Origin of the sequence: Dapis brunnea BLCC-M229, from assembly GCF_050015995.1 — a bacterium.
GTDB lineage: Bacteria > Cyanobacteriota > Cyanobacteriia > Cyanobacteriales > Microcoleaceae > Trichodesmium.
The window spans coordinates 37,766-59,756 of record NZ_JBNHEP010000150.1 but is presented as its reverse complement, the minus strand read 5'-3'; the positions used below and the strand labels follow the sequence as shown (position 1 = coordinate 59,756).

At 39.0% G+C, this 21,991-nt stretch carries 9 protein-coding genes, 1 tRNA gene and 1 pseudogene; 5 read left to right on the top strand and 6 right to left on the bottom strand.

Going from position 1 to position 21,991, the window contains the following annotated elements:
- Positions 1-843: 843 nt before the first annotated feature.
- The 3 genes from ACP6PM_RS17685 to ACP6PM_RS17675 all read right to left on the bottom strand — a co-directional run bounded on the left by ACP6PM_RS17685 (position 844) and on the right by ACP6PM_RS17675 (position 5,997).
- Positions 844-4,380, bottom strand: a complete 3,537-nt coding sequence (locus tag ACP6PM_RS17685) for a caspase family protein (RefSeq protein ID WP_426586864.1) — start codon at positions 4,378-4,380, stop codon at positions 844-846.
- Positions 4,381-5,117: 737 nt separating this feature from the next.
- Positions 5,118-5,279 (bottom strand): hypothetical protein, encoded by a 162-nt coding sequence (locus tag ACP6PM_RS17680; protein WP_426586862.1) that lies wholly within the window; start codon positions 5,277-5,279, stop codon positions 5,118-5,120.
- Between the two features lie 340 nt (positions 5,280-5,619).
- Positions 5,620-5,997 (bottom strand): lysozyme, encoded by a 378-nt coding sequence (locus tag ACP6PM_RS17675; protein WP_426586860.1) that lies wholly within the window; start codon positions 5,995-5,997, stop codon positions 5,620-5,622.
- 424 nt (positions 5,998-6,421) lie between these two features.
- Between ACP6PM_RS17675 and ACP6PM_RS17670 the strand changes: the two genes are divergently transcribed.
- From ACP6PM_RS17670 to ACP6PM_RS17660, 3 genes and pseudogenes are all read left to right on the top strand, one after another.
- Positions 6,422-7,723, top strand: coding sequence for an AAA-like domain-containing protein (locus tag ACP6PM_RS17670; protein WP_426586858.1), 1,302 nt, complete (start codon positions 6,422-6,424; stop codon positions 7,721-7,723).
- 485 nt (positions 7,724-8,208) lie between these two features.
- A pseudogene (locus tag ACP6PM_RS17665) lies at positions 8,209-8,442 on the top strand (four helix bundle protein); the annotation flags it as partial.
- Positions 8,443-8,946: 504 nt separating this feature from the next.
- Positions 8,947-11,289 (top strand): CHASE2 domain-containing protein, encoded by a 2,343-nt coding sequence (locus ACP6PM_RS17660; RefSeq protein ID WP_426586856.1) that lies wholly within the window; start codon positions 8,947-8,949, stop codon positions 11,287-11,289.
- Positions 11,290-11,570: 281 nt separating this feature from the next.
- On the opposite strand, the gene ACP6PM_RS17655 is transcribed toward ACP6PM_RS17660, so the two are convergent.
- Together ACP6PM_RS17655 and ACP6PM_RS17650 are read right to left on the bottom strand one after the other, a co-directional pair.
- Positions 11,571-11,655 (bottom strand) — tRNA-Ser (locus ACP6PM_RS17655).
- A 100-nt stretch (positions 11,656-11,755) separates the two neighbouring features.
- A complete protein-coding gene (locus tag ACP6PM_RS17650; RefSeq protein ID WP_426586854.1) occupies positions 11,756-12,679 on the bottom strand; it encodes a TIGR04168 family protein in 924 nt (307 codons plus the stop codon).
- Positions 12,680-12,888: 209 nt separating this feature from the next.
- Between ACP6PM_RS17650 and ACP6PM_RS17645 the strand changes: the two genes are divergently transcribed.
- A complete protein-coding gene (locus tag ACP6PM_RS17645) occupies positions 12,889-13,494 on the top strand; it encodes a TIGR04282 family arsenosugar biosynthesis glycosyltransferase (protein WP_426586853.1) in 606 nt (201 codons plus the stop codon).
- Between the two features lie 94 nt (positions 13,495-13,588).
- On the top strand, positions 13,589-14,272 hold the full coding sequence (locus tag ACP6PM_RS17640; protein WP_426586851.1) for a TIGR04283 family arsenosugar biosynthesis glycosyltransferase: 684 nt from the start codon (positions 13,589-13,591) through the stop codon (positions 14,270-14,272).
- 334 nt (positions 14,273-14,606) lie between these two features.
- Here the strand turns inward: ACP6PM_RS17640 and ACP6PM_RS17635 are convergent, their stop codons facing one another.
- Complete coding sequence (locus ACP6PM_RS17635) at positions 14,607-21,983, bottom strand: CHAT domain-containing protein (RefSeq protein ID WP_426586870.1); 7,377 nt, start codon at positions 21,981-21,983, stop codon at positions 14,607-14,609.
- Positions 21,984-21,991 lie beyond the last annotated feature (8 nt).

The following is a 21,991-nucleotide window of genomic DNA, read 5'->3' as shown; positions in this document are numbered from 1 at the left end:
TGCCAATGACTACGGCTAAACGTCGTGAAAAATCTGACATGGTTATTTAGCTCCATAAAGTATATGTTTCAGGACTGGAGTTATACAAAATCCGGTTGAGCAGCTATTGGTAGTGGACTGTTTCAGCTAAAATAGTGCATTAGCTTTTCGAGCTAAATTCTTGCTATAGATAGATTTCAGCATTTTCCTAAAGCAACATTTAAGATGAAACACTCCAGTAGTGGACTGACACAACTAAAATGGTGCGTTACGACGGATTGCTAAATCCTTTTCATCGTCTAAATTTAAGCCGTCTAACACACCCTACAATTTTGCACAAAATTAGCTGTGTCACTCTAGTAGGGTGTGTTAGCGCTAGCGTAACGCACCAGCACACTATATATAGTGCCTTTGCGTAAGTCCTGATAGAATTCGGGTAATTAGTTATTGTATAATTTGGTCTAGTAGGATGGGTAGAGCGATAGCGAAACCCATCAATCTCTTTCTTATGTTTGCTTTAGAGTGTTATACAGCGCTTTTCGGATTATATCAAATCCGCTGGCAATGGAAGTGTTATAAGAAACCAGGTTTGTGGTAAGTAGATTTTATACAGCGGGGTATTTAAAACAAACCCGGTTTCTAGGCTTTTTTATACCGATACTACCGGATTTGATATTAGATGACCTAACGTCATAACCAAAACCCTGTAGGGGGGGAATGGCCATTCCCCCCTACCATTCCGACCACATCCTCTGTAATTCTTGTTTCTCCTGCCTCCTGCCTCCTGCCTCCTGCCTCCTGTCTCCTGTCTCCTGTCTCCTGACTCCTACCCTCACCCAGAAGACTTCCATAAGCAAACCCTATTTACAATGAAAGAGCTTTAGCGATCGCTTCTGATAATCCCTTTAACCCCTCTTGATGTGTAAAGTAAACTAAGTGGTCGCAAGGGATTTCAAGTACATTTGGTGGGAACGTTCGTTCTACAGGCACATTTTTAATACTGTATACGCTAACAGCAATATCGTTTGGCTGCCCAAAAAATGGTAGTTTTACCACTCGGTCAGACAACTTTTGCATTAACCGCTCAATTAGAGGAGGTCGTGATTCTGATTCTGATTCCAATGCAGTAGGTACTAGAGATGTATTTCCTGCTATAATTGTATAGGGAATGCCAGGGTCAGGACTGGTAGCTAGAGATGTCAAAAAGGGAGAGTTTGGTCCCATCTGATCTAAAGTTACATCAATAGTTTCAATTGCTCCTGCTCCAGTTCCCACAAGACTGAGTAATTGTCCAATTACTGGTACTGGCCAGGTCATGGTAGACAAACCATTTAATCCCACAGCTAAAGCGGTTGTTGCCCAATCCTGTACTTTCGGCCAAGGAGAACCACCATTGGGTGTTCCTAACATAATTAAATGTTGAACAATTTTGTTGCCACCTTCACGCTCAATAAACCAGCGAGAAACTAACCCTCCCATTGAATGAGCAACAATGTGCAAAGTTTTGCCATGATTTTCTTTTAACCCCACACTTGCTAATCTTTGCTTCAAAAGCTGTGCATTTTCTTCAATGGAAGTATTCAGGTTTTCGTAATCAAAAGTGAGAACTACATCATAGAGTTCTGCTAAAGATTGAGAATTACCATTGACATCAATTTTGGCAGTTTGTACCGATGGTACTAAGCTTTTGGTATCACCAATAATGCCATGAATATATAGCAGAATTTTTTCAGCTTTCTCAACCTTTGCTTTGACTTGTTGAGAATCTTTTATATAGTTAATCGAGGTTTCTGAGCTGACATCAACTGCTGCTAAAACTGGATATTGAAACTCCAAAGCTAGTTTCTCGGTCAAAACTTTTTGAAATAAGATTTGAATTGACCCTCCTAAACTACGCTTGCCATCACTTACTGGTTCGGGTAATCTTTCCAAGACAATTTCTGTTGTGTTGTCTGCTTTAGTATTTGCATAACCTAAAGGCAAGAAAAACTCACCATCATAAGCTAAAGGCAAAAGTTGTTCTTCTTTACCTAATGATTGCTCAACCACTAACTTCAAGGGAGTTTCTGGTGTCACTACCGATCGGTTTTCAACTTCACTCAATTCTAATGCACTCAAACCGGGGTCAGTTCCACGGGTGCTAGTAAATTGAAATGGTTGCAAATTTTTATCTTCAGTTCGTAGAATGGGAGGTAAAACGTGGTTAGCTAAATTTCGGGTTGATTGAGTGACTGTGGTTAGACGTGCTTTCGCTTGTAAGTTAGAGTGAGATTGCAATGTGACACCAGCTCCTAAAGCAACTGTTTCTCCTCGGTGGGGAACAGGAGTATTATGTTGGGGTCGCACGGTAGTTACAAGAACTTGACTTGTTACCCAATCATCGAAAAATTCTTCGTCTTCTGGAGCTGCTGCAAAATCGCGGGTTTGCACTTTATTCATCAACCGATTTAAAGTGCTTTTCCGTTTTCGTGCTAATCCGCCAATAGCACGATTCCGAGGCGCATCTAAGTTATCTTGTGCCAGTAAATTGGCATCAAATTCAGCCGTACTAACAATCAGTTTATAGATATCCTTAACCTCGGTAATTCCTTGTTGCCAAAGTTCTTTAGGTACGAGAGCGTAAATAGTTTTACCTTGCAAGGCCCAAGCTGACTCACCCGGTTGCAGCCAAATTCCGCTTGTTGGCTGAAATAAACCAGCCTTTACAGCGTAACGGTCAGTTAGATCGAGTACGGCGCAGTAGAGGGGGTCGTTGCTAGTATTTGTGAGCTTAACCTGAAATGTTGGTTGTTTCCACTTTCCTTGTTCTTGTTGATATTCAAGGCGAATTTCTGGAGACTCGATCTCCTGACCATTTTGGCAAATCTCTATTCGCACTGCATTACTAGAAATTTGACTATTTGCTGGACTCGAAAGGGTGGCAATATTCGCCCAACGTGCCATGTGTTCTAAGCGAGCGATCGCCTGCTCTGCTGTTTCTGGTGTATAACCTTCAATAGGAGCAACCAGGGGACGATGATCGATCGGTTGTACAATTACATATTCACCATCACGAACAAGTAATTGAAATTCGGCTGTTTCGGAAGGGGTGGCTTCCCGGACATACAGGGAAGGTTTTCCTTCTGGACTAGCAGTAGCTAAAGCTTGCCGTGCTAATTCTACTCCTGCTTGGTCTCCGGCAATAGAAATTAATACTGGTGGTAAGGGGAGACTGGTGACAACTGCTTTATAAGTTGTGTCGGGGTCGAGTTGAGAGATGCCACTAATATTGATTTTACTACGTTGGGGTTTTACTTCTGTTACTTGTGCTTCTCCGAGTGCTGCTGATAGCTCTGATAACTGTTGTGGCGAACTGTCAAAGGGAAATAGCGCTAGGGTAGTTGTCTCTTCATCCACTGGATTAACTATTCCGTGAATGGCTCCCCCATCAATAACCCATCCATCATCAGGGTGATTGCTGACAGTAAAGTAGGGAGTACGAGGAGTAATGGCACCACCCAGAAACGGTTGATCTATGTCTCCTTGCACTGTGGCTTCCAGTTGGGGTGACTGTGCTTTGACTTTAGCTGTAATCATTGCTTGGGTGCGCTTGAACAAGTCTCGATAGGTTAAATTATCTTTGGCATCCTGCAAAGTTTTAATGAAAAAGTACGAGAAAGCTCCCCGAGGTTTTCCATCTCCAGTGTATTCTTTGGCTTCCTCAATATCCCGACAGGCAGCCATAAATACATATCTTGCTGCTGATAAATTCCAACCACTAGGATTAGACTCTAGACTGCGAGACGTTGATAGTTCCTCGACTTTTGTTTTGGAGATAATATAACTTTCTATTGGGCGTTGACGTTTATCTATCGGTGCGCGACGAGTCTCCAGGTCACGACAACCCGCACCAGAGTGGCAGCAGTCCATCACAATGGTAATGTGTGGGTTCTTTGCAGACACTTCATCAATTAATTGGTTTATTTCCTTGTCTGCTAAATCTCTACTATTTGGGGTACGGCTATCATAGCAAACAATTGTTTCATTCTTACGCTCTGGCTCTATATGCCAAAATTCTTTGGGAGCCTCCTCTTGAGCGCCATGTCCGGCAAAATAAAAGAGGGCTACATCCTCGCTCCCCGCTTGGCACAAATGCTGACGGAAACCATTAATCACATTCTCACGGGTAGCTTTTTCATTCAGGAGTGTCCGTATATGTAGGTTTTCTGCTGGAATAGAGCCTTCTAGATACTCTTTTACCGCAGTTATATCATTAACACATCCTGCCAATGGACTGACTGGATAAGTGTATTCATCAATTCCGACAAGTAGTGCGTATATAGTCTTTGCTTCATCTGTACCTCTTTTTCTACCTGCCTCTTTTGTATTTACAGGGTTTGGTCTACCTTTTCTTGAACTCATTTAACATTCCTCCTAAATTTAATTGATACAATTGTATTAGATTGAGCTTTGAGAACATTAGCAGAAGTCTAGAGATATTGTTGTTGCTGAAATTAGCTATGATTTTCGTGCTTAGGGAGCAGGGAATAGGGAATAGAGATTAGTATTAAACTTAAACTGTACCTCACTATCCTCATGCATTGCTGTAAGTCCGTTTCATCTTTTCTAAAGTTGTTGTATTGGATTGACCTTTGAGAGACTGGAGGAGTCAGGAATCAAGAATCAGGAGAGAGAAACTAGAAAAATCCTAACTTGATAAACTCTCTGAGAGTACATACATATAGCTGTAATTTAGATCCGCAAATTTCTGTACAAACTTACAGCCTATTCTATGTAAATGTCCTACAGTGATTCTAGTAAAGGAAGGCAACAAAAATAAAACCTTAATTCAAGACTTCAAACACTCTTTCAAAAGCTACTTATACTGTACTTCATACACCTGGAATTAACTCTAATTATTCATTTTTCTTCATATCTGAAGATTTTTACTGAGATAGTAATCCAAGTGTAACACATAGCAACAATAGCTGTCTTTACAATTTGTCTGACACCAGTTTGATAAATGTTTGCTAAGAATCTCTGTTACCGAGAAATTGTGGGTATGCGCCTCCCCTTTTAAGAGGAAAAAAGAAAAAATTTTTCATGATTAGTCAATCCTATCCGTTTTCAAGGAGAGGTAAATTATTAATTAATAATTATCATTTTCTTTGTGGGTTTAATACCCCACCGTCTACACGGTGTTCACGCATTACTTGGGGTGAGAATCCCCATGTAATTTTCCTCCTGTCTCCTGTCTCCTGTCTCCTGTCTCCTTCTTCAATAATTATTATCTGTTGCCTATAACTAGATTTTTGTAACATTCTTTTTTCAAATTGGTATTAGTTAGTAGCAAATATTTTTTTCCCAATTTTTGTTTCCTTTGAATCCGAACTATTCCTGCCAACTGCAACAAAAGTGTTCTGACAGCGATGAGTTTCTACCTGGAAAAGTTGCATGAGTTTACAATTAAGCCACAATTAATGTATTGTCTACATTTTTATTTCGGTAAACTTACAGTAATGTGATTTTATCCTCAACAACCCTTTCCGATAACTCTTTATTACTTCGGAAATCATTAGTTAAAAAAAGATGTTTTTCATCATGTCGCTGGTTAACTACACCAGGTAGCATTTTTTTTGCTCCATTAACCACACCTTCATTCTACTTAAGAAACTCATTTTCAGTACCTTGATAATCTCTTTGATTAAGTTTTTTGAGCACAATACTATCTTTAAATGCACCAATTCCTACATTATAACAGAAAGATACCACAGCATCAAACTGGTTTTGGGTAAGAGGAACTTTAACTAATTGATTAACTTCATCAGCAACCCTATCGACTTTATCTTGAAGGAATTTTTTGGCTTGCTGTATGCTAACTTTGTCACCTTGTTTGACCTTTTTACCATCAGGATATTTGGTAGTACCATAACCAATAGTCCATATTCCTAATGAGTTTAAATAAGCATCAAGATAAAATCCTTCCCATTTTTTGATTAGCTTGAGGCAGTTTGGCGATATTGTTAGTAGAGCTTCCATTGTTTTACCCCCGAAAAATAGTTAAAGCAGATTAGTTGCTGAAACAAGTTAATTAAAGTAGTCTGTATCTCAACTTTGTTTCATTACAAATAATCCTAACTAAGATTTATTTGCCGTGACGAAAAATGACATTTATTTTCAGATTGAATCTTGACTAACTCTCAAAATGAATTTCTAGATAGTCAATGTGAAAAAAAATTCACATTCAGCATCCGAACAGAAAAAATTATGAAAATCTAGTTCACATTCTCTTTAATAAATCAGGAATATCTTAAAATTAAGTATTAGAAAATTATCAGTTAGAACACATTAAAATATACTGACTATATTTTTAATCTTATCACTTTTTATAGCTTGACGCCTTAATAGTTACTAAGTTATGTTAGATGAAACAACCTCAGATATTTTTATTGAACAAAGAATCATGAATAAAGAAATATTCAACCATATTTACTCCCAGTTGACAGATGATGAGAAAGAAACACTACAATTGTTTTTGTCTGGTCAAAAATATGAACAAATTGCTCAGTCAATGAATTGGGATACGTCAAACGTAGGGAAAAAATTAAAAGCGATCGCCTCGAAATTTAACAACTCTAAATCAGTCAAGGAATTTCGGGAGTTTTTGTTTGAAATATTCTGTCAATATCGACCTAATTTAGTTAGTGCTGAGTTGCAAAAATTTTATGGTTTTCATACTAGCAAAATTATCCTGCCTGGTAGACCGGAAAAACCTGATTCTCCGTTTTATATAGAACGTTATCGGGTGAAACGCCGTTCTATTGAATCTGAATGTTATGAAAAAATAGAGGAACCTGGTTCTTTAGTGAGAATTAAAGCTCCCAAAAAAATGGGTAAAACTTCTCTGATGAGACGAATACAAGCAAAAGCAAATCAAAATGATTATCTTCCTATCTATCTGAGATTTGATAATCTGATTGAACCAGATAATATCAGCAATCTTAATGATTTTCTCAAAGCATTCAACAAAAACATAAAAAGTCGGTTTACTGATGTTCCAGATATCAAAGACTGGGATAATAAAAATGCTAAAATTTCTTGCACTCAAGAATTTGAAGCGTTGTTATTTTATTTAGAGAAAGAGATAGTTTTACTTTTAGATGAAGTGGATGAGATTTTTAAATATTCAGAGATAGCTAAAGATTTTTTTGCAATGTTAAGAAGTTGGTATGAAGAAAGCAATAACTTAGAAATTTGGGAAAATCTCAGGATGGTAATTGCTTATTCGACAGAGTATCATGGCAAATTAGACATTTATCAATCTCCTTTTAATGTTGGTCTACCCATAGAATTAAAAGAATTTACATTAGAGCAGGTAACTCAGTTAGTGTATTTACATCAACTTGACCCAGAAGTAGTGACTCCTTTAATGTCTATGGTGGGAGGACATCCTTATTTAGTTAGATTGGGTTTATATAAAATGTCTGAGGATGAATTAAAAATTGAAGAACTATTAAAATATGCTCCTACTGAAAGTGGAATTTATCAAGAACATTTAAGTAGACATTTAGAAACTCTGGTAGATAAGCAAAATATTAAAGCAGTTTTTCACGAAGTTTTAAAAGCTAATTCTCCAGTGCGTTTACCTCAGAAAAATCGAGAATTACATCAATTAGAAGCGATGGGTTTAATTACTATTAAAGGTAATGATGCTGAACCTCGTTGTCAGTTATATCGACAATATTTTCAGGAAAGGTTGGGATGATGTTTTTAAGGAGACAGGAGACAGGAGACAGGAGTTTTTCAGGAGACAGGAGACAGGAGACAGGAGTTTTTCAGGAGACAGGAGACAGGAGACAGGAGACAGGAGACAGGAGTTTTTCAGGAGTTTTTTATACCAATTCACTTTAAAGATGTCACAAATAGTTTCAAACTTTAAATGTGAAATAATTTCCTGAAACTACTGTTTCTTCAAAGTCCTGAATTTATAAAATCTTACTTTTGACTTTTGACTTTTGACTTTTAACTTCCGTGAAACGGTATCAGGAGTCAGAATCATAATTATTCTGATTAAGATGTAGTTTAAATACCTGTTTAAATCAAACAATATTACACAAAATGAAAAGAGAACTTGCTCAAAATTTTAAAGACTTAATAGTTGGGCAAAAAGCACATCAACTCGTTTTAAAAGTTTATCGTTTTAGCAGTAATTTCCCAAAAACAGAAACCTATGGATGAACAAGTCAGTTAAGACGAGCATCTGTATCAGTCCCAGCTAATATAGCAGAAGGCTTTAGAAAAAAAGGTTTAGCAGATAAAATCCGATTCTTGAATATTGCACAAGGTTCATTAGAAGAAAGTCGATATTACTTAATTTTCGCAAATAACCTTGAATATGGAGATACTGCAGAACTGATATTGTATTTGGAAGAAGTAAGTAAATTACTATATTCATATCTAACTGCTATTGAAAAACGTCTTTGAAGAAGGAGATAAGAGTTTTTTTTAGGAGTCAGGAGACAGGAGACAGGAGACAGTAGTTTTTAGGAGATATAGCGTTTCTCAAGTTACTGAGGTACACTTTTATCTTTCTTACCTGTTGCCTAAAACCTGGAATTTATACTTCACCATTATGAGAATTGCTATAGGGTTTTTTAGGAGTTATATAAAATAAATGCAAAATTACTTCACTTCCTCTTAATACAGATTTTTTATTGAATACGAATTTAAAAATTCATGCTATTCAAATTCAATATTTCTCCTAACTCCTGACTCCTTAAAAATTCCCTAGTCATTTGTAGCAAACATTTATCAAATTGGTATAACTCCTGACTTCTGACTCCTTAAAAAAACTCCTATCTCCTATCTCCTATCTCCTATCTCCTATCTCCTATCTCCTGTCTCCTGTCTCCTGTCTCCTGACTCCTAAAAAACTCCTGAGTCCTGTCTCCTGTCTCCTGTCTCCTGTCTCCTTATTAAAAAAAAATCATGGTTAATTTCAAATTAAGTGGTGGGGGTTTATCAGCTAATGACCCTACTTATGTACTCAGAAAACAAGATACAGAATTACTTGAAAAACTTCAAGCAAGAGAATATTGTTATGTGTTTAATGCTCGGCAAATGGGTAAGTCTAGTTTGCGGGTGAGAGTAATGAAGAAATTACGCTCTCAAGGTGGTAAATGTGCAGCTATTGATATGACTAGATTGGGTGATTTTTCCATTGAAAAACAATCTTGGTATGAGGGTTTTTTAAGAGAATTATTTCGGGGTTTTGGTCTAACTTATACTATCAATTATCAAGACTGGATAGCTAGCTGTCAAAATATGACAAATATCCAACGTTTGGCTCTGTTTATTGAAGAAATTTTGTTTGTTAATTTTCCGAATCAAAATATATATATTTTTCTAGATGAGATTGATATTCTGGTAAATTTACCGTTTAAAAATGAATTTTTGGCTTTTATTCGTTCTTGTTATAATCGTCGTGCTGATGATGAAAATGTTGATTATAATCGGTTGAATTTTTGTTTTTTTGGGGTGGCAACTCCAGAAGATTTAATTAGAGATGTAGAACATACTCCTTTTAATATTGGTTATCCGATTGAATTAACTGAGTTAACTTTTGAAGATGGAAAAGTTTTAACTAAGGGATTAATTGACGTTGTGGAAGAGCCAGATGTTGTTTTACAAAAAGTTTTTGATTGGAGTGGAGGTCAACCTTTTTTAACTCAGAAAATTTGTCAAATTATTGTTGATTATGCCGATGATGATCAACCAGATGTTGATAAGTTGGTAGAGGAACATATTTTGACTTATTGGCAGGAGAAAGATAATCCGACTCATTTAAAATATATGCACGATTATTTGATTAATCATAGTCAATTTGCACTTCAATTACTGAGGCTATATCAAAAAATTCTTTTTCAGGGGGAAGTTAAGGCTAATAATAGTCCGGTTGAAATGGCTCTGCGGTTGTCTGGGATAGTTATTAAAAAACAGGATAAGTTAGTGATTTTTAATAAAATTTATCGGACAATTTTTAATCAAGATTGGGTGGAAGAAAAGTTGCCTGGTTTAGCAACTAATCTGGATAAACCTAAGCCCAAAAATTTGGGAATGAGTTTAATTGTTGCTGGTTGTGTAGGGGCCGTAGTTTTTAGTTTGAGAAGTTTAGGTTGGCTACAACCGTTAGAGTTAAATGAGTATGACCGCTTGATGCGATGGCGACCTCCAGAACAACCAGACCCTAATATTTTAATTGTTGAAGCTACGGCGCAAGATATTAATAAGTATGGTCTTGGTAAGAATTTTACTGATGAAACTTTTGTAAAAGTAATAAATAAATTAGAACGTTATCAACCTGCAATTATTGGTTTAGATTTTTGGCTAGATACACCTTTTCCTTCTGTATCTGGTTATAGAAGATTGTTAGGAGTTTTGAGTAATAATAAAAAAATAGTTGCTGTTTGTAGCACTAGTGGATATAGCAAAAATAAACCTGGTACTGAACCTCCTAAAGGAGTGCCTGAAGAACGTTTAGGTTTTACTAGTGTTATTGTTGATAATGGTCAAGTTGATGTTATTCGTCGCCATTTAATGTTTATGGCTAAAGAGGCAAAAGACCCTTGTCAAACAGCATATTCATTAAGTGCTAGAGTTGCTGTTAATTATTTGGAAACTAAAGGAATTAATACCTTAGAAATTCAAAAGGAATATCCTACCATAGGAAATTTTAAAATTGGTGATGTTGTTTTTCAAGGTATTGGGGAAAGAGAAGGTTTTTATCAAAAAGTTGATCTTGGTGGATTTCAAGTTTTACTTAATTATAGAAATGCTAATAAGGTGGCAAATTATATTAGTATTTCGGATGTTTTGTCTGGAGAATTTGATGATGCTTTAGTGAGAGATAAAATTATTCTTATTGGTAACACAGACCCTAATGCTGGCGATAATTTTTATACTCCTTATAGTTATAGTCAACCTGTTTCTGAGAAGGAAATGCCTGGAATTGTTTTACACGCGCATCAGGTTAGTCAAATTATTAGTGCGGTTTTGGATGGTAGACCTTTAATTAGGTTTTGGAGTGGGTGGGTGGAGTGGTTGTGGATTTTTGGTTGGTGTGGTGTGGGTGGGGTATTGGGTTGGTATTGTCGTCGCGTGTTTGTTTTATTGTTGTTTATGGGAGGAAATGTTGTGGTTTTATATTGGGTGGGTTTGATGTTTTTGGGGCAGGGTTTTGTGATGCCGTTGGTGCCTTCTATTTTGGTTTTGGTGGTTGGTGGGGTTAGTGTGTTTTTGGTTGGAGGTCAGCTAAATGGCGATCGCCGTTGAGTTTGGTGTTTATTATTCGTCGTAGCGCGTCCAAACTAAAATTCTGGGTAAAACCTCCCCCCTCTCTTTGCAGGAGAGGGGTTGGGGGAGAGGTCTTCATTGACTCGCTCTTTACCCACATTTTCAAGCTAGACGAGGTAGTAGAATGATTATCAGCCAACCGGGTTTTAGTCCCTTTTGGTCATAGGAGATGCACCAGGTATAGATGCAACTCTACTAGAAATGGCCAAATAAAAGCCATATATTCCTAAGATTAGCAGCAGCTAGAGTCAGAAAAAAAACGGAGAGGGTGGGATTCGAACCCACGGAGACTTTCACCTCACTCGATTTCAAGTCGAGCGCATTCGACCACTCTGCCACCTCTCCTCAATTAAGTCAAAAGTCAAAAGTGACTTTATTGACTAGAAATCTTAAGGATTGCAAGTATCCTTACTTGCAATGTTTCGACAATTATTTATTATAGCACCTATGCAGACTCAACAACAAGTTTTTGTTGGCAATATAAAAATTCTTCAGAAACTATCTGCAAATTTTGGCCCAACCAAACCAACGCAACTTGAGAAACAAAACCTGCTTTCATGGAAACAATAGAGAAATTGCGCTTTTTCTGACCTTCTGTTTCAATAATGCGTGGCACTCTTGCTGCATTAAAATATAAAGTCCCTTCACTGTCCACATCAATACATTTACGCAACCGCTCCTGAGTATGTCGCAACCTATGGTGCATGTGGCCAAAAGTAACTAGAGAAATTTTCTTACCCAACTTACGAGATTGTATTATGGCATTAGTAAAATCTGGATCGCCAAAATCTCCGCCTATAGGTTTCCAGTCTCGGCCCACCGGGTCTTCAGGAGCATCCCCTAAACCAGTTGGTCCATTATGGCCAAGAAAAATCACATTTTCATATCTTGCATTTTCTACAGCTTGCACCATTAAATCAGTAGATTCCTCAAAACTATTGACCCCAAACCGTTCCCGATAAAAATCGTTATATTTCCATTCTGGACCGCCCCAACTAAAAGGGCGAGTCCCCACCACTGTTAAGGCCAACTCTGGAAAGTCCAGACTACTATAACCTACATGAGCCTCCCCAAGTAAATCTATTTGTTGCTGGACTCTGTCTTCTTGAGTTCGGTCATAAGGACATTTGCTTCTTCCCCAGTCTGTAGCTGTATACCAGGCATCGTGATTACCAAAAACTGCTGCTAATGGTATATCAAGAGCAGCGATCGCTCGAACTACCTCTACTGCCTCATTACCAAAGTCTCCCACAAATAGTACCAAATCAACTCCCAGATGCTTGAGGGCTATTTCATCTTCTAATTCCCACTGACCGTGAACATCTCCTATAACGGCAATTTTAATCAATTTCTCTTGATTATTGGTCATGTTTATTGTCATATTTACTGTTTTTTCCAAAAATTATTTTCTACTTATTTATTATTAATTACAAGTATTCAGTATACTTAATATTATGATTTAATCAAATTATTTCTAGTTATTAAGACTTTATCTGGGAGAAAAGCATCTAATTAATATTTTATTTTAACATCCTAATTTAAGATATTAGGCTAAAGCATACTGTACACTATATCATAATGAATAATCAACAGCTAATTATTTTTACTCGCTATCCAGAACCAGGAAAAACAAAAACACGATTAATACCTGCTTTGGGGGCAGAAGGTGCAGCAAATCTACAATTTCAGATGACTGAGACAACAATCAAAAAAGCTAATAAATTAGCTAATATGATGTCATTATCTATTGAAATTAGATTTGCTGGTGGAGATTTACAATTAATGAAAAACTGGTTAGGGTCTGATTTAAAATATCAAGAACAAGGTACAGGAGATTTAGGTGAACGTATAACAAGAGCATTTGAATCCGCTTTTGATCGGGAGATGAAATCTGTAGTAATTATTGGTACAGATTGCCTCAGTTTAACTCCTGAAATTATGTTACAAGCTTTTGCTAAACTAACTCAATCCGATCTGATAATTGGTCCGGCAATAGATGGAGGTTATTATCTAATTGGTCTCAAAAAAATTATCCCAGAATTATTTCAAGAAATTAATTGGGGCACATCTGAAGTATTGTCAAAAACTGTAGCGATCGCTCAAAATATTAATTTAGCTATTGACTATTTACCCGAACTTTCTGATATTGACCGTCCAGAAGACTTGGAAAAATTACAATTTTAAATTAATTAATACATATCTAATTTTCATCTGCTTTTAAATTTAACCCTATTCAATGGGAAAAAATATAAATTTTCCATCCCTTACCAAAAAATTGATGAGCGGTATTTCAATTATTATTCCCGTGTTAAATGAAGTTAGTACAATCGCCCAAACTATTTCCACAGCTCAAATAGGAAAAGATATAGAAATAATAGTAGTTGATGGTGGCAGTAATGATGGTACAACTGAACTTGTTAAATCTTTAGATATTAAACTTATTTATTCTCTTCCTGGTCGTAGTATTCAAATGAATTGTGGAGCCAAAGCAGCAACAGGAAATATTCTTTTATTTCTACATGGAGATACATTTTTACCATTAAAATTTGACGAATTCTTAAAAGAAATTCTAGCCAAACCGAAGATTATTGCAGGTGCGTTTGAATTAGGTATTAGAGGAAGAAAAAGAAATTTACGAATAGTTGAGAAAATGGTAAATTGGCGATCGCGTTATTTACAAATGCCTTATGGAGACCAAGGAATTTTTCTCCCAGCTAAAATATTTCAAGAAGTTGGTGGTTTCCCAGAAATACCAATTATGGAAGATTTTGAATTGATCCGAAAGTTAAGGAAAAGAGGGCGAATTGCAATTGTATCAAAACCAGTATTAACTTCTGGCCGTCGGTGGCAAAAATTAGGAATATTTAAAACTACTCTCATTAATCAAGTAGTAATCATTGCTTACTTACTTGGAGTCTCTCCAAAAATATTAGCGCAATGGTATCGTAGCAATTTTAAGTAGGAATATGGTTTGATATCATGTCCGGATAATCAGCGATAGAACTCCGTTCCGCTTACGCGACCAAAAAGTCTTTGTTTGTAGTATTGCTCTAGCCCGAACTATAGATATTGCTCAAGCTTTACTACTAGCGTGTCTAGCTTGAAAATGTGGGTAAATTTGAGTCAATGAAGACCTCACCCCCGACCCCTCTCCTGCAAGGAGAGGGAGAATATTCCCCCCTTCCCTTGCAGGGAAGGGGGTTGGGGGGTTAGGTTTTACCCACAGTTTTAGTCTAGACGCGCTACTACGAGTTTTAATTATAACTATTCAACCGGACATGATATGAGACAAATTATTACCAAGGACTACCAACCATAGTAAACCCCGCCCAATAATAAGGATGAGCAAAACTCTTATTTTGAATATTTGCCAACTCCGGTGGCAAACTCACCTCCCCACGACTACCCGAACCCCTTAACTTACCGTTTTCTATCACAACTTCTCCCCTCAACATTGCTAACTGCGCTTTCCGTAATGCCTCCGCTTTAATTTTAACATTACTCAAATGAGCATAAAACTCTGTCATCAACCCTAAAGTACCCTCATCACTCACTAACCAAAAACTCCCTAAAGCAGATTTTACTCCCGTTGCTATTGCTAACCCAGCAAAACCTAATTCGGCATTACGATCTCCCACAGCAGTACGACAAGCAGATAATACTAACAATTCTGCCTTGTCACTATTCCATCTCAATTTTCGGACTTCATCTAAACCTAATTTATCATTCCATAAATGAATATAAGAATCACTTGCATTTCCAGCTCTAAATTCTGCATGAGTTGCTAAATGAACAATCGGATATAAACGATTTTCTAGTTGATTCATCAAATTATTTTTGGTAAAGTCTTCATTTAAGAAAGTATTTCCTCGCCATAATTTCTCAGAAATAGTTTGCAATTCTATAGGTACAGCAGGCAAAGGAGGTTCATCGGTGAATTGACTAGCTCCCATAGCCAATAAAGTTGTATTTTTCACAGAATTATAACGACTATCCATTAAACTCACACTTGGAATTAAACTAATACTATATTTCTCAATCAAAAATTGTTTTCCATCATGTAAAGCTGCTAAAGGTAACAGACGAAAACCATTATCCATACTGAATAAAATTGTCTCAATATTAGCTGCTTCTAGTTCTGCTGAAATTGGAGCAATTAACCACTTATATAATTTTTGAGCTAATGGCAAATAACTGGTAGTATGACGCATCCTCCAGTCAGTAATTTCTCCACTAAAAATAATCGCATTTTGCCTGATTTTTTCCCTGTTCACTGTCGGAATATTTTTAAGAATTGGCTGACCATCTTTGGTAAATAATATTATTTGTATTTGGTCAGCATAAGCATTAATATAAACAACGGCTGATTCTTTTCCTGTTTGAGCAGCCATGTCTGTTAAAATATCTCGGACATTTTTTGTATTAACTAATTCTTGGTTGAAATCTTCTCCAAAATAATCGGAATATTCTTTGTTCCGGTTTTGTTCTAACATAGTTACTATTTGGTCTGAACCTGTAGTCACTGTGAGAGGATTAGTATTAAAAGTGTCAATTATGTTTAATATTTGTTGAGTATCTGTGGTATTTTTGATAAATTTTTCGGTTTTTTCTTTGGCAGTGTCTGTATTAGTTGTTTGGTTATTATTACTGGGGGTGGCGGTTGAAATTATCTCGGAGGTTGTGGTTGTTGAGAAACTGTTAGTTTCTGGGAAATTTGTGGTGGTATTATTTGTGAAATTGTTCAGGGTATTTATATTATTTTGGGGATTGTTTTGATTAATCAGAGGGTTAATAATTGAATTATTATTATCATTAGAAATTACTGAGGTACTATCTGTATTTTGATTCGTTTGTGGATTTTGAATAGTTATAGATTCATTGCCGGGATTTTGATTAATTACTGGTGTATTAATATCTCCTCCAGCGGTTTGATTAATATTAGCATTATTCCCGACAGTTTGATTAATTACTGGTGTATTAATATCTCCTCCAGCGGTTTGATTAATATTAGCATCATTCCCGGCAGTTTGATTAATATCTCCTGTGTTTAGGTCTTCTCCTGTTGTTTGATTAAGATTAGCATCATTGTCGGCAATTTGATTAATATCCCCTGTGGTTTGGTCTTCTCCTGAGTCAATATTAGCATTTGCATCTCCCTCTCCTGCATTTTGATTAATATCTCCTGTTGTAATATCTTCTGTTGCTCTAAGTATTAAATCTCCTATTGTTCCATCAGAGCTGATTTCAATATCATAAGTTGTAATGGAGCCGTCTGTTGCTTCGACATTTATTTCACCAGCGCTGGTTGTACCGATGGAGCTTAAGTCTCCTGTACCTACTTCTGTTCCGTTGATGATAATACTGCCACTACTTCCTGCTGGTGCTTGGGTGGTAACGTTGCCTGTATTTACTTGTGCTGTGCGACTTTGAATGATTAAGTCTCCACTTTCTGTTGCTCCAAAGGATGACACATTTGCTAGATTGATACTTTCTGAGGCATTGAGAAGCACATTTCCTCCAATTCCTTGCTCTGAGAATGAGTCTATGTTTTCTGTTGAGGTGATTTCTCCAATTTCACTTTCTACTCTAATCTCACCTCCCTGTTGTATTCCTTCTGAGCGAATGCCGTTAATAGTTATGTTTCCTGGGGATGTGAGGTTGACATCTCCTGCTATTCCTTCCGTAGAAAATGTATTTAATGCTCCTTGGGCGTTGATGCTGTTTTGACTGCGACTGTCTATGGTAATATTTCCTCCCTGTTGTGTTCCTTGGGAGAGTATGTTTTCTATGTTGACTGAACCTTCGGCTATAATGTTGACGTTTCCGGCAGTGCCTTGTAATGAGAATGTTTCTATGGCTTGGGTGGCGTTAATTTCTCCTTGTTCGCTTGTGATGCTTACATCTCCACCTGTGGTGGGTTGGTTTGGGTTGAGGGCGCTTGCTTCTAATTTGCCTGTGGTAATGTTGTCTCTGGCGTTGAGATTAATATTTCCTGTACCATCTGGGGAACGGGAGTTTATTGTTCCAGCAGTAGAGTCTATTGTGCTGTTGTTGCTACGGAGGGTAATGTTTCCAGCGACTCCTTGGGTGGCTTCTCCTTGGGGTACAGGAATTAGGGTAAAGTTGTTGTTGACTGGTCTTTCTTGTCTGACAAACCCTGATGCTAGGTCTATTTGACCTGTTTCTATTGCGCCATCCGCAATAATATTTATTTTTCCTGTGTTGCCAATGTCTGCACCGGAATATATTATGGCTGTTGTGGTGTTAATATTGTTACCTGCTTCGAGAATAATATCTCCCCCTCTCCCCACTCCCTCGCTCCCCTGCTCCCCTGGGGGTTCGGATGCGGAGATAATATTACTGTCTTCTCTAATATTAATGTCGCCTCCTGCTTTGATTGTTATTTGACCTCCGTCTGCGTCGGCGAATGAGTAAATGTCGCTGGTTGTGATATTTCCTTGGGTTGCTTCTATGGTGACATTGCCTCCGTCGCCTCCTCCTGAATAGTTGGCTAGGAATTGGCTGTTGCTGGTGTCTATGTTTCCGGTTTCTGATGTAATGGTTATTTGACCACCTTGTTGTTGTCCGTGGGAACTGATAGTATTGGTGGTGATGTCGGTTTGGGCTTGGAGGGTGACGTTTCCGGCGTTGCCTCGGTTGGAAAATGATTGAATTGGTTGAGTGGCGTTGATTTCTCCTTGTTCGCTGATTATACTAATTTTGCCTCCGTTGGCGGTTGCGGTTGTATTGTTGGCTTCGGAGGTGACTATTCCTGTGGTTATGTTGTCTTTGGCTGTTATTTCTATTGTGCCTGCATTTCCGGTATCGGTGCTTTTGGCTGAGATAATGCTGTTTTCTGCGCTCAGTTCTCCTGTGTTGATGGTAATATTGCCCCCATTTCCTGTTCCTGTGGTTTCTGTTAAGATTTGACCTTCTAGTTGGAATGTTTGGCTAGGATTAATATTGATGCTGCCTCCGTCTCCGATATTGGATGTAGCTGCTGATATAGTGATGTTTTCGGCTACTGTGAGGTTTTCGGTTTCGATGTTGATGATGCCTGCGTTGCCTGCTCCTTCGGTTTCTACTGTGATTCTACCTTGACCTGTGATGTCTATGTTTTCTGGGGCAAATATATTGATGTTGCCTCCATCTCCTTCTGCTGTGGTGCGGGCTGAGATGAAGCCGTTTTCTGTGAAGGTGATGTTGAGGTTGGGGTTTGTTTGATCGGGGTTAATATTGATACTACCTGCGGGGGAGTCTCCTGTGGTTTCGGCAAATATTCCCAGGATGCCTGATATGAGGATGTCTGTGCTGTTGATGGTGATATTGCCTCCTGCTTCTGTGGTAGTGGCGTTTTGTTGTGCGGTGGCGCTGATGGATGTGTTTTCCCCTATTGTGAGTTGTTGGGTGGTGATTTCGATGTTTCCCGCTGTGCCAAAACTATCGGTTTCGGCACTTATGGCTACTCCCTCGCTCAGGGTGAGATTTTCTGCTTCAATGTTGATGGTGCCTGCATTGCCTGTACCAGTGGTTTCGACTGAGATTTTGCCTTCTCCTGTAATATTGATGTTTTCTGGGGCGAATATGTTGATGTTGCCTCCGTCTCCTGTTGATGTGGTGCGGGCGGAGATGAAGCCTTCATTTGTGAAGGTGATGTTGAGATTTTGGTTATTTCTGTACGGGTTGAGGGTAAGGGTGCCAGCGGGGGTTTCTCCTGCTGTTTCGGCGAATATTCCGAGTCTCCCTGAGATTAGTAGGTCTGTGGCGTTGATGGTGATGTTGCCTCCTGCTTCTGTGTTAGTTGCTCCTTCTCTTGCGGTGGCACTTATTTGAGCGTCTTCTCCTATGGTTAGTTGTCTGGTGTTGATTTCTATGTTTCCCGCTTGACCTTGGTTGTTGGTTTCGGTGGTGAGACTTGTTCCTGTTTCTAGGGTGAGGTTACGAGTGTTGATGTTGATGGCTCCGGCGTTGCCTTTGTCTTCTGTGGAGGCTGATATTGCTACTCCATCCGAGAGTGTCAGGTTTTGGGTGTCAATGTTGATAGCTCCTGCGTTTCCTTTATCTGTGGTTTCAACTGAGATATTGCCGTCTCCTTTAATGTTGATGCTTTCTGGGGCGGATATGTTGATGTTACCTCCGTTTCCTGTAGAGGAGGTGGAGGCTGAGATGAAGCCGTCGTTGGTGAAGGTGATGTCTAGGTTGGGGTTGGTTTTGTAGGGGCTGAGGGATAAAATGCCTGCGTCTGCTGTGGCATCGGTTTCGGCGAATATTCCTAGTTCTCCTGCGATGTCGAGTTGGTTTGTATTGATGGTGATGTTGCCTCCTGCTTCTGTTGTTGTTGCTCCGATGTTGACGGTGGCACTTATTTGGGCATTTTCGCCTATAGTGAGTTGGGGGGTGGTAATTTCTATGTCTCCGGCTTTTCCGCCTCTGTTTGTTTCGACTGATAGTTGGGTGTCTGCTTGTAGGTTGAGTGTTTCTGTGGCTCTGATGGTGATTTTTCCTCCTTTGCCACTGCTTTCGGTGAAGGCTAATATTTGGGTGTTGGGTTGGATGTTGATGTTGTTGCCTTCTAGATTGATGTTACCAGCGTTGCCTGGGCCTTCTGTGAAGGCTGTGATGTCTATGCCGTCCGAGAGGGTGATGTTGGGGCTGATGATGTCAATTTGGCCTGCCTTGCCTGTGCTGCTGCTGCGGACTGTGATTTGTCCGTTGCCACTGATGTTGAGGGTTTCTGGAGCGAAGAGGATGATATTGCCTCCGTCTCCTGTGCTTTCGGTAAAGGCTGAAATTTGGGCGTTTTCGTTGAGGGTTAGTTGGGTGTCTGTTGTGATGAATATATTGCCTGCGTCTCCATTGCCAAAGGTACTGGCAGATATTCGAGCACCATTAATAACTTCCAGAGACCCGGTGGTAATAGTTACATCTCCCCCTTTCCCTTCTGCTCCTTCTTCCACACTGCTAGCTACTCCAGCGAAAAATACTGAATCTCTTCCATCAATAACTACAGTCTCAGTAGCATTAATCTCCACAGTCCCCCCATTCCCTTTTCCTTGGGTATTGGCAGATATAAAAGCACCATTAATAATTTCCAGAGACCCGGTGGTAATAGTTACACCCTCCGCATCCCCTTCTGCTTCTGGTGCCACAGCACTAAATACTCCAGTGACAAATTCTGAATCTCTTCCATCAATAACTACAGTCTCAGTAGCATGAATCTCCACAGTCCCCGCATCCCCTTTTCCACGGGTACTGGTAGATATTTGAGCACCATTAATAATTTCCAGAGACCCGGTGGTAATAGTGACATCTCCCCCTTTCCCTTCTGCTCTTTGTGCCACATTGCTAGCTACTCCAGTGAAAATTTCTGAGTCTCCTAGATCAAAGAGTACAGTGTCAGTAGCATGAATCTCCACAGTCCCTGCATCCCCATTACCAAAGGTACTGGCAGATATTTGAGCACCATTAATAACTTCCAGAGACCCGGTGGTAATAGTTACACCCTCCGCATCCCCTTCTGCTTCTGGTGCCACACTGCTAGTTACTCCAGTGGCAAATTCTGAATCTCCTCCATCAATAACTACAGTCTCAGTAGCATGAATCTCCACAGTCCCTGCATTCCCTTTTCCTTCGGTATTGGCAGATATCAAAGCACCATTAATAATTTCCAGAGACCCGGTGGTAATAGTTACACCCCCCGCATCCCCTTCTGCTCCTGAGTTCACTTGGCTACCTACTCCAGTTGAAAATACTGAGTCTCCTCCATCAAGGACTACAGTCTCAGTAGCATTAATCTCCACAGTCCCCGCATCCCCTTTACCAAAGGTACTGGCTAGTATTTGAGCACCATTAATAATTTCCAGAGACCCGGTGGTAATAGTTACACCCCCCGCATCCCCTTCTGCTTCTGGTCCCACTTGGCTAGCTACTGCAGTGAAAAATACTGAGTCTCCTCTATCAAAGACTATAGTATCAGTAGCATTAATCTTCACAGTCCCCGCATTCCCTTTACCAAAGGTACTGGCAGATATTTGAGCACCATTTTTTACCTCCAGAGACCCGGTGGTAATAGTTACACCCCCCGCATCCCCTTCTGCTCCTGGTGCCACACTGCTAGCTACTCCAGTGAAAAATTCTGAGTCTCCTCCATCGAAGACTATAGTGTCAGTAGCATGAATCTCCACACTTCCTGCATCACCTGTGCCCAAGGTATTGGTAGATATAAAAGCACCATTAATAACTTCCAGAGACCCGGTGGTAATAGTTACACCCCCCGCATTCCCTTCTGCTCCTGATTCCACTGAGCTAAATACTCCAGTCAAAGATCCTGAATCTCCTCCATCAAAGACTACAGTATCAGTAGCATGAATCTCCACATTTCCTGCATCCCCTTTAGCAAAGGTATTGGCAGATATTGCCGCACCATCAATAACAGAAAGGTTTTTAGCCGCGATATTAATATCGCCTCCTGTTTCACCATCAGTAAATATATCGGTAGAAATGTTTTCAGTAACAGTCACATCTCCTTGACTCTCAAGAATAATATCGCCCCCTGCACCAGTAGCAATACCATTTACATCCTCACTCACTCCACCAATATTCACATTTCCTACATCAAAAAATACTCCACCACTGCCAGAAATTGCCTCTAAATTTTCTACATTTAACTGCAAAGGTGCAT

Bases quoted from the DNA above. Each gene is read 5' to 3' on its own strand.
- ACP6PM_RS17645 (WP_426586853.1), top strand. From the start codon at position 12,889: ATGAATAATCAACAGCTAATTATTTTTACTCGCTATCCAGAACCAGGA.
- ACP6PM_RS17685 (WP_426586864.1), bottom strand. From the start codon at position 4,380: ATGAGTTCAAGAAAAGGTAGACCAAACCCTGTAAATACAAAAGAGGCA.
- ACP6PM_RS17660 (WP_426586856.1), top strand. From the start codon at position 8,947: ATGGTTAATTTCAAATTAAGTGGTGGGGGTTTATCAGCTAATGACCCT.
- ACP6PM_RS17680 (WP_426586862.1), bottom strand. From the start codon at position 5,279: ATGTTACAAAAATCTAGTTATAGGCAACAGATAATAATTATTGAAGAA.
- ACP6PM_RS17670 (WP_426586858.1), top strand. From the start codon at position 6,422: ATGAATAAAGAAATATTCAACCATATTTACTCCCAGTTGACAGATGAT.
- ACP6PM_RS17650 (WP_426586854.1), bottom strand. From the start codon at position 12,679: ATGACCAATAATCAAGAGAAATTGATTAAAATTGCCGTTATAGGAGAT.
- ACP6PM_RS17640 (WP_426586851.1), top strand. From the start codon at position 13,589: ATGAGCGGTATTTCAATTATTATTCCCGTGTTAAATGAAGTTAGTACA.
- ACP6PM_RS17675 (WP_426586860.1), bottom strand. From the start codon at position 5,997: ATGGAAGCTCTACTAACAATATCGCCAAACTGCCTCAAGCTAATCAAA.